Raw genomic sequence first — 12,260 nt, 5'->3', positions numbered from 1 at the left:
CCGGGATACGGCCAGATCACGCGGAGAGTCCTACAAGATTTTTCAGGATCGTTACGACGGTGGTGTCATCTCGATTCTCGAACTGAGCCAGAACAAATCCCAATATGAGGAAGCGCTGGCCAGCATTCCACCGATTGAATTCGCCATTGCCCAGCAGGAAAACGCGCTCAGCATCCTGCTCGGCCGGAATCCCGGCCCCATAACTCGGGGGCGAACAATTGATGAGCTGGTTCCGCCGGTCATCCCGGAAGGCTTGCCTTCCGACCTGCTCGAACGCCGTCCCGACATTCTCGCAGCCGAGCAGGAGCTGATTGCCGCCAATGCGGAAATCGGCGTGGCCAAGGCCGCCTACTTCCCCTCGATCTCGCTCACGGGTATCTTGGGTTTCGCCAGCGGTAGCCTTTCCAATCTCTTTAGCAGCGGGTCGAAGGTCTGGCAATACGCGGGTGCCGTCGGCATGCCGATCTTCACGGCAGGCGGACTCGCCGGGCAACTCCTGGTTTCCGAAGCGCAGCAGCAACAGGCTTTGCTCCGCTACCAACAGGCCATCCAGAACGCTTTCCGCGAGGTTGACGATGCGCTGGTCGCTCAGGACAGGGCACGAGTCCAGCTAGCCGCGCAACGGCAGCAGGTCGACTCGCTTAAGCAGTATGCAGGTACTGCCCGCCTGCGCTACGACAATGGCTACACCAGCTACCTGGAAGTGGTTGACTCCGAGCGCAGCCTGTTCAATGCGCAACTGGCCTACACCAAGACGCAGCAAACCCAGTTGCAGTCGATGGTCATCCTTTACAAAGCCATGGGTGGCGGCTGGATGACGAAACCAGAGGTGGCAGCAGAAGCCAAACCCGAAGCCGTATCCGAGGCAGAGGCCGGCGTCGAAGAGAAGAAATAGGCCTTCGCCCGTCGCTTGCGGCTAGAGCTGGAAGCCCAACCACAGGAGCATGCCTTCGGCCAGCTCACGCACGACACCCGGACGATGCGCAATATAGGGAACGGATTCCAGACGTCGCACTTCGATCCACTGCGAAAAGTCGTGAACGGCCTTGTGATCGTAAAAGGCAACCATCATCTCGTAATTGAGGAAAAGACTTCGCCCGTCAAGATTGGCCGATCCGGCAAGGGCCAGTTCTTCGTCAATCAATACGAGCTTGGCGTGAATCATGCGCGGGAACAGCCAGACCTTGCCCCCGGCGGCAACCAGATCCCGCAACTGGCGATGCCGCACAAAATCGGCCAACCGGTGATTGGACCTGGCCGGCAAAACCAGATTCACATCTACACCGCGTCGCGCTGCCAGCGACAGGGCAGTGAGCAACGCATTGTCGGGTACGAAGTACGGCGTCACTGCCAGGATTCGCCACTGCGAGGTAAAGCAGGCCGAGACCAGCAGGGTAAAGATCGTATCGTCCGGCTGGTCCGGACCGCTCGCCACCAACTGGGCCATCGCTCCGGAAACGGGTGACGGTGTCGCAGAAACAGCCACCTCCGGCGCCGGGCGTTCTGTCGCAAAAGCCCAATCCTGTTCGAACTGGGACTGGGCTTGTCTGGCGAGCTCTCCGTGCAGATCAAAGCTCAAATCAACCCACGGCTTACGGCCAAGAATCGGACGAGGATCGCCTTCGAAATACTCGGCTGCAAGATTTCTTCCGCCGCACCACAAGTGCATGCCATCCGCGATGACCATCTTGCGGTGGTTGCGCAGGTTGGTACGTCCGCGTTTTGGGGAGCGAAACGGCGGAACGAAGCGAACCACGTCGACACCCGCTTGCGCGAAGCCTTTCAAATCCGGATAGCCACCCAGATAGATGCCGATACCGTCGATCAGCAGCCGAACCTTGATTCCAGCGCGGGCGGCCTGCTTGAGCCGTTCAGCAATCTCGTCGCCGAGAACATCGCGCCCGAACACAAAGGTGGAGATTTCCAGCGTGCGTTTTGCGCCGTCGATCATGCAGCGCAACGCGTTCAACGCCTGCGTACCGTCCTCGTGAATGCTGAGTCCTTCGTAGGCCACCGGGTCGGGCAAGCCCATCGCCATACCCAGTTGCCGCGCGCGCGCCGCCGTGGAAGGCGGCGTCGGGGCCAAAGCAGCGACTCGCCGCACGCCGCGTGCGGCATGTTTGGGCACGACCTTGCGGCTGCCGAATGCGAGATAAAGCGGAAGCGCTATATAGGGAAGAAGCACAATGCCCAGCACCCAGGCGATGGCCGCCGCCGGATGTCGGCGCTGGTGCAAGCTGTGGGAAGCAGCAGCATAGATGACCAGTCCGACAACAATGAGCAGGCTATAGAGAACTTCCCAGTGCCTGACAATCAACGCCTCGATCTGGGATATCAACTCAGCCATTTCGCTGCCCCGGTACAGCTGCACGCTTGCCACGGCGGCTGCGCGACATGAAACGCAGCAAGAAACCGCCTATCAGAACCGCAAGCGCAGCGTAGGCCGCCACCGCATAGTCCGAACGCAAAGGCTTCATGTCCGGTGCGGCAGGGTCTTTGAGTCCCGGCGGAAAGTGTCGGGGATCCACCGGAACAATCTGCTGCTTGGCCGGATCCTTCGGCAGGCGTTGTCGGTACTCATCGACGCTGGCCACCGGGTAATTGCCCCAGGCGCGATCCGATGGCAGTTGCGGGATGCGTACCAGCATGATTTCCTCGACATCCTGCCTGAGCAGTCCTTCGTAGGGCGTCAGTTCGCGAGTGGCACTGCCCTTGACCAGTCGCAGGAGATCGGCGCCCGCCTGTTCGAATGCAATCGTCGGAAAAAGCCGGGTCTGGTCTTCGGTCAGATAATCAAAGATCGCCTTGCCTTTGCTCAGGCTGCCGCTCGTCGCCGCGACCACGGGCAGCCCGGCTATCGCCTTCAGCCAACTGCTCGGGCCCAGCGACGGAACGCGCCAGCCGATGGTGCGCAGCGTCGAGACGCAGATTCCAGTGCAATTGGCAGCGGCGTGATGGTAGGCAAACTGGTGTCGATAGAACTGGTTGAATACGCGAGCCAGCGCCGAGCTAAGGTGTAGCGCCGTACGCTCATCGCGCAAGGTGGCGACCAGCAGATACGAGGGCCGATACCACGCCTGGCCGCCATTCAGATCAGCCAGGTAACATTCCAGCGGCAACATGGCGGCGATGATGCCTTTCTCGCTTTCCGTTTCAAGGGTATAGAAGTTGGCCATCAGCCAGTCGTGCATTTGCCCCTGCGGGCCAACGCGTCCCGTAAACAGACCGAAATGCCCGCCGTGTGCTTCGTCGTCATCGCCCTGCGCGCCGTTGAGCATGATGCCGATCAGCGGGCTGCCGGCACGATGCCGCCGAGAATCGGCGTCGCGTTGCCATATGACCTGGGTTGTGAAGTTGCTCTGTGCACCTCCGCGCGGCTCACTGCGAACGAACGCGCGTATTGCTTCCGGGGTAGCGGCGATGGGTTTGAATGCGGTGTCCGGGTCAAGCCGGAAATCTGCCGGCCAGATACTGCGCGCGACGAATCGGCCGCCATCAGTTTTTCCACGCAGGCGCAACTCGCGTTGAGCGAAGAAGTCCGTGCTGTCGGCGTTGTAATACGACCGGTTTGATTCAAGCCGTGGCGTCAAGGAAAAGCCGGTCAGCTCCCCAGCGAAACGCAGGTTCTCACCCTCGGCGTCGATCCATGCCTGTTCGATGAGCTCGGGCGAGCCGATCCAGACAAGGTCGGGGTAATCGCGCGCCGAACCCGGCAGTGTCAATGCATTCCAGCCCAGCAGAGCCTCGGTGGCAGACAATCGAGGATCGAGTCCTTCAATCGGGCGCCCATGTGCTGGCACAGCAATTGTTTCCTCGCGAAAGAACCACCGCGCCTGCGGAATGGTGGCACTATCAGCACGGTAGCCCATCGTGACCATAAAATCGGCGGCGGGGAACAAGCCATATGCCGGTGAAGTCACATGGGCATCGGTTGATTCGATAACCATCAGGGTAGTGGCAAGAGTGTTTTGCTCGAATACATCGTCCTATTCTAGCGTGTGGTGGGGGTTTTTGATTTCGGCAGATCAACGCAACCACCTATAACCTGCCCGAACTTGGTGCACTCGCCACTCTCAACGCCATCGGCGAAAGCCTTCATCCATGTATCACGGAGAAAAATTCAACGCCTGGACGCATTTTGTAGGCGCCGTGCTTTCGATTGCGGGAGCGGTGGTGCTGATCAGCAGGGCGTCTGCGACGGGTGATCCGTGGAAGATCGTAAGCGCGTCCGTTTTCGGCGCATCGCTGATCCTTCTCTATAGCACCTCGACGCTCTATCACAGCCTGCGCGGACGGGCCAAGATCATCCTGCGCAAACTCGACCACCTGACGATCTACCTGCTGATCGCCGGGACCTACACGCCTTTCTGCCTGGTCACCTTGCGCGGACCCTGGGGCTGGTCGCTGCTCGGCGTCGTGTGGGGGCTGGCCGTCGTCGGCATGCTGCAGGAAATCAAGCCCCGCTCGGAGGCTCGAATCCTGTCGCTAGTCATCTACGCGGTCATGGGCTGGGTGGTTCTCGTCGCGATCAAGCCCTTGCTTGAGCAGCTGGAAACCGCCGGCTTCGTGTGGCTTGCCAGCGGCGGACTGCTCTATACCCTGGGCATCGTGTTCTACGCCAATGACGAGCGCTTCAAGCACTGGCACGGCATCTGGCATCTGTTTGTCATCGGAGGCAGTCTGGCACAATACATCGCTGTCGCCGGCTACGTCATATAGAAGCACAGCCTCCCCTGTGCGATCAATAGCCTTTGCTGAAGAGGGTGCCACTGCATTTGGAGCAAGGTGGTACATGACCCGTGTGCTTGAGTTGCATCGACTGTCCGCATGCCTTGCAGGTCAATGTGCCGGCGGATGTCATCTCGCCGGTTTTGTACGTAAGGGTTTCCTTTGTCTTCTCACTCAGGGAGCGCAAGGCATTGCCGGTGAATTCCATCACGTTCGCGATGGAAGAAAGCGCGCCTGCACCCAATCTGGACGGGTTGAACCGCTCTTTTGCTTCTTCACCCAGTTGTTGAGCGTCCGATATGGTCTGATCCAGGTCGCGGGAAAGGTATTTCTTCAGTTCTTCGCCTTGTTCCGCGCTGAATTCCCCGAGCGCGGTCATCTGCTTATGGGCAATATCCAGCGCTTCGGTCATCGATTCGCGCCCGCGCGCCTTTCCAGCCAGGTAGAGTTCGTTGAATTTGCTGGCCAGCTTGTCGTACTGTTGCGCCAATCTGGCCTTGTCCTGATCGTTGTTTTCCATGGCAATTCTCCTGAAAACGCGGCATAGAAGGCAACACCGCAACGCCTGACGAATGATGGGGGCTGACCTGCCCCGAGAATTCGGGAATCCAGCGAGCCTCGATAGGGGAAACCCATAGGCATTATGGCCCAAGGGGTCGATCTCGCCAAGAACGTTATTTGTTATCAGCTGCGCCTGTCATCTTCAGGGTAGTCAGCGGGCATCATGTCAAGGTGCTTGGCAGGACACCTGGCTTCAGACATCCGCGGGATAGTGAAACGTCGGTAGCTGCCGCCAGCTCGCGGCAAAGCGGCGATTCGCTATAATCGTCCAATTCACGAAAAGGATTGCCATGCGTTTCGAAGGTTCAGAACAGTACGTCGCCACGCGCGATCTGACGCTCGCCGTCAATGCCGCCATCACCCTGCAACGCCCTCTGCTGATCAAGGGTGAGCCTGGCACCGGCAAGACCATGCTTGCCGAGGAAGTGGCTGGCGCGCTCGGGTTGCCGCTTTTCCAGTGGCATATCAAGTCGACGACCAAGGCACAGCAGGGCCTGTATGAGTACGATGCCGTCTCCCGTTTGCGCGACTCGCAGTTGGGTGATGCCAGGGTGGCCGACATCGCCAATTACATCGTCAAGGGTGTCCTGTGGGAAGCTTTCAACTGCGATACGCCGTCGGTGGTGCTGATCGACGAAATCGACAAGGCCGACATCGAATTCCCCAACGACCTGCTGCGCGAACTCGACCGCATGGAGTTCTTTGTTTATGAGACGCGGCAACTGGTCAGGGCCAAACACCGGCCGATTCTGTTCATCACCTCGAACAACGAAAAGGAGTTGCCGGACGCCTTTCTGCGCCGCTGCTTCTTCCACTACATCAAGTTTCCGGACAAGGAGACGATGGTCAAGATCGTCGACGTGCACTTTCCGGGGCTGAAGAAGAATCTGCTGCGCGAGGCGCTTGAGGTTTTCTTCGAATTGCGCGAAATCCCTGGGCTGAAAAAGAAGCCATCCACTTCGGAACTCCTCGACTGGCTCAAGCTGCTGCTGGCCGAAGACATCCCGCCCGAGGCCTTGCGCAGCCAGGATCAGAAGGTTGCCATCCCGCCGCTGCACGGCGCACTGCTCAAGAACGAGCAGGACGTGCATCTGTTTGAGCGGCTGATCTTCATGGCGCGTCAGAACCGTTAGGGCAGGGTTCGGCCCGAATGCTGATCGACTTCTTCCTCCACCTCAAGGCCAGCAAGCTCCCGGTATCGACCAAGGAGTTTCTGGTGTTGCTCGAGGCCTTGCAGGAACATGTGGTCGAACACAGCCTGGACGACTTCTACGTGCTGTCGCGAGCGACGCTGATCAAGGACGAAACGCACTTCGACAAATTCGACCGCGCCTTCGGCGAGTATTTCAAGGGCGTCGAGGCACTGCCCGGCATGGACGTGCTGATTCCCGAAGACTGGCTGCGCCAGGCGATGAAAAAGCACCTGACCGACGCCGAGCGCGCCAAGCTGGAAAAATACGGCTGGGACAAACTGATGGAAACCCTGAAGGAGCGCCTGGCCGAGCAGACCGAGCGCCACGCCGGGGGCAACAAGTGGATAGGAACTGGTGGAACGTCACCCTTCGGGCATGGCGGAACGCATCCGGAAGGCATACGCTTTGGCGGCAGGAGCGAGCACCGTTCGGCGGTCAAGGTCTGGGCAAAACGCGAGTTCAGAAACCTCGACGATGACATCGAACTCGGCACGCGCAACATCAAGATCGCGCTGCGCCGCCTGCGCCACTTTGCCCGCCAGGGCGCGGCCGAAGAACTTGACCTGGAAGGGACCATCGCCGGCACCGCGCGCAATGCCGGCTGGCTGGATCTGCGGATGCGTCCGGAGCGGCACAACGCGGTCAAGGTTCTGCTGTTCCTCGACGTCGGTGGGTCGATGGACGATCACATCCGCGTTTGCGAAGAGCTTTTCTCGGCCTGCCGCAGCGAGTTCAAGCATCTGGAGTACTACTATTTCCACAATTTCGTTTATGAATGGGCGTGGCAGGACAACACCCGACGCCATACCGAGCGCATCCTCATGCTCGATCTGATGCACAAGTACGGCAACGACTACAAACTGATCTTTGTCGGCGACGCGACGATGAGCCCCTACGAGATCACCCAGCCCGGCGGCAGCATCGAATACAACAACCGCGAAGCCGGAGCCGTGTGGCTGCGCCGCCTGACCGAGTGCTGGCCGCACGCCATCTGGCTCAACCCCGAGCCGGAGCACTTCTGGCAATACCGGCAGTCGATCTCCATGGTCCACAACCTGATGGGGAATCGCATGTTTCCTCTGACGCTCGACGGGCTGGAGCGCGGTATGCGCCTGCTCAGCAAATAGCAGCCGTGGCGGCCTCGTCCTGGAGAAAGACATGAATCAAGCCGAAATGGAACGACTTGCCCGCCGTGAAGTACTGCTCAAGCTGGCCGCTACGGGGGCTTTCGGCGCCGGCGGCATCCTCGGCCTGGTGCGCGACGCCCTCTCCGCCGGTTCGCAGCCGGCTACTCCGGGGGTTCGTCATATCAAGGGCCCGGTGAGTGTAGGCGCGACGCGCGCCTCGATCGGCCTGACCATCAAGCCGGGGCAGTCGGTGGTAACCGGCGCGGGAGGCGAGGCCGTCTACGTTGTCGGTCCGGATGCCTTCCTGCAGCGGGAAAAAACCAAGATCGCCTTTGAAGAGAGCGTGGGCGCGCAGTTCCTGCGTGTCATCACGGGCCGTGTTCTCAGCGTCATCGGCAAGGGACGGGACCGCGAGCGCAACCTTCAAGTCGTCACTCCTGCCGCCACCATCGGCATCCGCGGCTCCGGCTTCTATATCGAAGCCGAGGAAGCGCACACCTATTTTTGCCTGTGCTACGGCGAGGCCGAGGTGATACCGACGGGCAATCCGGAACTGAAGGAAACGATTCAGACCGGGCATCACGAACGCCCGATCTACATCGACGCGTCGGGCAGCCCGATGGTGGCGCCGGCCAAGTTGATCAACCATACCGACGACGAACTGGTCATGCTGGAGAACTTGGTGGGCCGCTGGCCGCCCTTCTACGGCCAGAGCGGATTGCGCTACTGACCTTGCCCCACCCCCCCCAATCCTGAGCTATTCCTGCTCCGACTGCGCCTGATCGCACACCGGCGCTCTTTGCAGTCCCGCTGTCTCCAGGCCGCCGTGATCCGGGGACCAGACGGCGTCCAGTTCACCTGAGCGCGCCCACTCGATCAAAGGCAGGCGCGAGCGGGCACACAAGGCCTCGGCCGACTCGGCACTGGCGCTGAGTGCGCCAAGCCAGCCATTGCGGCCAGCGTCCTTGACGACATAAAGCGCCTCATCCGCAATCTTGATCGCAACATCCCAGCCCAGCGCGCCAGCATGCTGCCTTGAAAGCGGAAAGCAGCAGAAACCGATCGAGCAGGTCTTTGATAGCAAGCTGCCATCGTCCAGCTCGAATGGCTGATCCGCGACCGCGCCCCGCGCCCGCTCGGCCAGAGCAGCCGCAAGATTGCGTGGCGTTGCACGCGCCACGACGAGGAATTCTTCACCGCCCCAACGCACCAGGTAGTCGGTGTCGCGGAACACCCCGACCAGTCGATCGCTCATCTGCCTGATCACGGCGTCACCCGCGGCGTGACCATGGCGGTCGTTGACCTGCTTGAAGAAATCGATATCGAACAGGAAGAAGATCAACCCGACATCGTCGCGCAATTTTGCCCCGTACTTGAAGTGACTCTCGTACTCGCGTACTGCCAGGGCCGCTTCGGCCTCGATGTGTTGAGTCAGGAAGCGGCGATTGCGCAAGCCGGTCAGGGGGTCGGTCAGGCTCGACTCCTCCAGTGCAGTCGACTCGCGTTTCAACGCCAGCGTCAGGCTTTCCAAATCGACCGTCCGCTCGTGCACCATGCGCTGAAGCTCACTCTGGCGCAAACGAAGCTGGCGGGTACGCAACTGCACCAGGGCGTAGACCATCAGTATCAGCAGAGAAGGTGCGGCCAGATGGAACCACCAGCTTTGCCACCAGGATGGAAGGACGCGTATCGGGATCGCCAGTTGGTGCGGACTCCACGCGCCGCTACGATTGGTCGCACGTGCGCGCAGGAGGTACTCGCCAGGCCACAGATTGCTGTAGCTGGCGACGCGCGAGTCGGCTGTGGTTTCGATCCAGTCGGGATCGAAACCTTTCAGTTGGTACGCATAGCGAATGCGGCTCGGGTCGCAGTAGTCGACTGCCGTGAACCCGAGGCTGAAGCTGCGCTGTTCGGGTGTCAGTTCGAGTTCGTTAAGGATTCCTCCGGCCGACTCGCGCTGGCCGTTGATGACCAGCTCCGAGATCAGCAGAGGTGGCGCGTAAGTCGATGCGTCGAAGCGTTCCGGACTGACCACCAGGATGCCCTTGCTGCCGCCGAACAGCATTCGGCCATCAGTCGTCTTGGCGCGCGACAGGAACCAGCCGGTGCCGAGATTGGCACCATCGGCTGCCGTCAGCTCGTCCAGCCGGTCGGTCGCCGGATCATAAACGTACATCTGCGTCCAGATGCGGCCGCGCCCGTCCTCCATCAAATTGCCGCCGAAGGGCCGGCTGACGATGCCATGGCTTTCGCTGATGCGATCGAATTGCGCTTGCCGGCCGTCCCAGCGGAGCATGCGATGCAGCCCGGTTACCGCCGTGTCCAACCATAGCGTCTGCTGGCTGTCGAACAGCAGGCCAATGACGCTATGGTTGCCGAGCCCGGCACCCGCCGGCGATTCGACGGGTTGCAGTTCGCTGCCACCAGCGGCGACGCGAAATAGCCCCTTGCCGCTACCGACCCAGACGCTCCCGTCAGCCGCCTCGGCAAGGGCGTTGATATCGGCACGTAGCGGCTGCCCGTCCGCCTGACTCAAACGTACAACTTCGCCCTTGTCCGGCCGCAAGAAATAGACGCCATCCTGCGTCGCCACCCACAGCGTGCCGTCACTGCCGGCCAGCAGGCGTCGTGTCAGCCCGCCACCGTGCGGCAGGGTTTGCAGTTGCCGGTGGTCCCGGCTGAACTGATAAAGCATGGAATCGGAACCCAGCCAGACGGTGCCTTCCCGCGCCTGCGCCATTGCCTCGACGCGTACCGGCGGCAACTTGGGCGACTTCCCGGTCGCATTGATTTGTCCTGGCGTTCGTGGCCAGATCGCGCCGGTAACGCGCAACAGCTTATCCATAACCGCCACGCCGCCTTTGTGGGTGGCGGCCCAGATTTCGCCATTGTCCAGTTGCAGCAGACTGCGTACATCGGCCTCGGAAAACGGGCTGTCCGGTTGCGGATCGGCCCCGCGCAGCCAGATGCTCCGATTGTTCGGGTCGTGACGCTGCAGACCGACGCCAAAGCCGCCGACCCAGATCAGGCCGGCCTGATCGCGGATCAGTGCCGTCACCTCGTTGCCAGCCAGGCCCCAACGCTTGCGCAAGTCGTGCCGCAGGCGCTGCACCAGCCGTCCGCCAGCGACATCATGCAGATCGATGCCGGTCGACCGTCCGACCCACATTCGGCCGCCCGGCGCCTCGACCAGACTGGACACGGCGCCGTGGTTGGCGATGTCCTCCGCGAAATCGAGTAACAGCACCTTGCCCGTCGACGGATCGACGATCGCCAGGTCGCCCTGCTGTGTACCGACCCAAATGCGTCCATCCGACGCCTGGAACAAGGCTTCCACGATGCGCCCGGCCAGGCTGGCGCGGCCGCCGTTCGAGACAACCGGCTCGAACCGTTCGCCGCCGGCCTTGAGGCGGCTCAGGCCGGCCCAGGTGCCCACCCACAGGTCTCCCGCACGGCCAATCAGTAGTGCCTGCACACGATCATCGGGCAGGCTCCCGGGCTGACTTGAATGCAGGTAGTGGGAGACGCTGCCGCTTTTCAGGTCGAAGTGATCCAGGCCGCCTCCTTCGCTCCCGGCCCAGATGCTCCCGTCCCTGTCCTCGGCCAGTGCGCGAATGGTCGGCAGCGGGCCGCCGTTCTGGCTGTCGCGCTCTTCACCCTTGCCGCGCCAGGAGCTTACTTTTTCGGTCGTCGGGTCGTAGACGGCCAGGCCATCCCACTCGGTTCCGATCCACAGGCGACCGTCGCTCCCTGCCAGCAGAGCGCGGATCCAGCCCAGATTGCGCGCTGCCGGGTCCGGGCTGTCGCGCTCCTGCGGGCGAAATCGATAGCCGTCATAGCGCACCAGACCGTCACCCGTTGCGATCCACAAGAATCCGGCTTTGTCCTGGGCCATTGTCGGTACCACGTCGCGCGGGATGATGCCGACACCGACCGATTCCAGTCGCGGTTCGGCCAGCGGGTTCTCGTCATAAGAAGCAGCGGGAGAAGTGACGCGAGATTCGGCGGGGAGCGAGGTGGCGGCAAGCAGCGAGAACACGAGCAACGGCAAAAAAGCGGCCACGCCCCGTCGGAGCGTTCGCCCCGTCTTCGCCTGCAAATGCTCTGATGTCAACATGACCGAGGTATGTCGACCGGGATGACCCTCAATCGGACGGCGTTGCGCGACGAGTGAAACAACACGCGCAGCCCAGGTAATCGCGATGTCGCAAGCATTGCGCATTCTAGCCACAATACCTCTGCTTATGGTGATCCGGGCGTCTCATGCAATAATCCCGGTTCGACGCCCGAATGTTTGAATGCGGGTTATTCCTCAATCCAGCAAAGGAGAGCCAAGATGCAAAACCATGTCCCCAGCGTTATTTTCAAAACCCGCGTACGCAATGACGCCCTGGGTGGGCCGAATCCCTTCGAGTGGAAAGATCTGAGCAGCGATGAAATCTTCAAGGGCAAGAATGTCGTCGTGTTTTCTCTGCCCGGCGCGTTTACACCTACCTGCTCGACGTCTCACCTGCCGCGCTATGAAGAGCTCTATGATGAATTCAAGGGGCAGGGCGTCGATGCGGTCGTCTGCATTTCGGTCAACGATGCCTTCGTCATGTTCCAGTGGGGCAAGAGCCAGAATGCCAAGAACGTTTTCCTGCTGCCCGAT

Annotated in this window: 10 protein-coding genes; 6 read left to right on the top strand and 4 right to left on the bottom strand. The window is 61.0% G+C overall.

Going from position 1 to position 12,260, the window contains the following annotated elements:
• Positions 1-895 (top strand): efflux transporter outer membrane subunit (locus tag PROAA_RS17160; protein WP_186412506.1); only part of this gene is annotated, 895 nt, incomplete at its 5' end.
• A gap of 21 nt (positions 896-916) precedes the next feature.
• Here the strand turns inward: PROAA_RS17160 and PROAA_RS17155 are convergent.
• Complete coding sequence (locus tag PROAA_RS17155; RefSeq protein ID WP_186412505.1) at positions 917-2,347, bottom strand: phospholipase D-like domain-containing protein; 1,431 nt, start codon at positions 2,345-2,347, stop codon at positions 917-919.
• Complete coding sequence (locus PROAA_RS17150; RefSeq protein WP_186412504.1) at positions 2,340-3,920, bottom strand: hypothetical protein; 1,581 nt, start codon at positions 3,918-3,920, stop codon at positions 2,340-2,342. Before PROAA_RS17150 ends, PROAA_RS17155 begins: the two co-directional genes overlap by 8 nt.
• A gap of 181 nt (positions 3,921-4,101) precedes the next feature.
• On the opposite strand from PROAA_RS17150, the gene trhA reads away from it, so the two are divergent.
• Positions 4,102-4,719: a PAQR family membrane homeostasis protein TrhA gene (gene trhA / locus PROAA_RS17145; protein WP_186412503.1), complete on the top strand. Its 618-nt coding sequence runs from the start codon at positions 4,102-4,104 to the stop codon at positions 4,717-4,719.
• A gap of 22 nt (positions 4,720-4,741) precedes the next feature.
• Here trhA and PROAA_RS17140 read toward each other — a convergent pair whose 3' ends face one another.
• Positions 4,742-5,248, bottom strand: coding sequence for a zinc ribbon-containing protein (locus PROAA_RS17140; protein WP_186412502.1), 507 nt, complete (start codon positions 5,246-5,248; stop codon positions 4,742-4,744).
• A 331-nt stretch (positions 5,249-5,579) separates the two neighbouring features.
• On the opposite strand from PROAA_RS17140, the gene PROAA_RS17135 reads away from it, so the two are divergent.
• The 3 genes from PROAA_RS17135 to PROAA_RS17125 are packed head-to-tail and all read left to right on the top strand — an operon-like array spanning position 5,580 to position 8,339.
• Positions 5,580-6,422 carry an AAA family ATPase gene (locus tag PROAA_RS17135; protein ID WP_186412501.1) on the top strand — a complete coding sequence of 281 codons (843 nt, stop codon included), beginning with the start codon at positions 5,580-5,582 and terminating at the stop codon, positions 6,420-6,422.
• A 17-nt stretch (positions 6,423-6,439) separates the two neighbouring features.
• Positions 6,440-7,609, top strand: coding sequence for a vWA domain-containing protein (locus PROAA_RS17130; protein ID WP_186412500.1), 1,170 nt, complete (start codon positions 6,440-6,442; stop codon positions 7,607-7,609).
• 31 nt (positions 7,610-7,640) lie between these two features.
• Complete coding sequence (locus tag PROAA_RS17125) at positions 7,641-8,339, top strand: FecR family protein (RefSeq protein ID WP_222102339.1); 699 nt, start codon at positions 7,641-7,643, stop codon at positions 8,337-8,339.
• A 27-nt stretch (positions 8,340-8,366) separates the two neighbouring features.
• Here PROAA_RS17125 and PROAA_RS17120 read toward each other — a convergent pair whose 3' ends face one another.
• Complete coding sequence (locus PROAA_RS17120) at positions 8,367-11,831, bottom strand: ligand-binding sensor domain-containing diguanylate cyclase (RefSeq protein ID WP_186412499.1); 3,465 nt, start codon at positions 11,829-11,831, stop codon at positions 8,367-8,369.
• 114 nt (positions 11,832-11,945) lie between these two features.
• Between PROAA_RS17120 and PROAA_RS17115 the strand changes: the two genes are divergently transcribed.
• Positions 11,946-12,260, top strand: a 315-nt coding sequence (locus PROAA_RS17115; protein ID WP_186412498.1) for a redoxin family protein, incomplete at its 3' end; no start/stop codon positions are given.

Origin of the sequence: Candidatus Propionivibrio aalborgensis, assembly GCF_900089945.1 — a bacterium.
GTDB classification, from domain to species: Bacteria; Pseudomonadota; Gammaproteobacteria; order Burkholderiales; family Rhodocyclaceae; genus Propionivibrio; species Propionivibrio aalborgensis.
This window is presented reverse-complemented; position numbering and strand designations above follow the sequence as displayed.

Bases quoted from the DNA above. Each gene is read 5' to 3' on its own strand.
- PROAA_RS17155 (WP_186412505.1), bottom strand. From the start codon at position 2,347: ATGGCTGAGTTGATATCCCAGATCGAGGCGTTGATTGTCAGGCACTGG.
- trhA (WP_186412503.1), top strand. From the start codon at position 4,102: ATGTATCACGGAGAAAAATTCAACGCCTGGACGCATTTTGTAGGCGCC.
- PROAA_RS17140 (WP_186412502.1), bottom strand. From the start codon at position 5,248: ATGGAAAACAACGATCAGGACAAGGCCAGATTGGCGCAACAGTACGAC.
- PROAA_RS17135 (WP_186412501.1), top strand. From the start codon at position 5,580: ATGCGTTTCGAAGGTTCAGAACAGTACGTCGCCACGCGCGATCTGACG.
- PROAA_RS17130 (WP_186412500.1), top strand. From the start codon at position 6,440: ATGCTGATCGACTTCTTCCTCCACCTCAAGGCCAGCAAGCTCCCGGTA.
- PROAA_RS17125 (WP_222102339.1), top strand. From the start codon at position 7,641: ATGAATCAAGCCGAAATGGAACGACTTGCCCGCCGTGAAGTACTGCTC.
- PROAA_RS17120 (WP_186412499.1), bottom strand. From the start codon at position 11,831: ATGCGCAATGCTTGCGACATCGCGATTACCTGGGCTGCGCGTGTTGTT.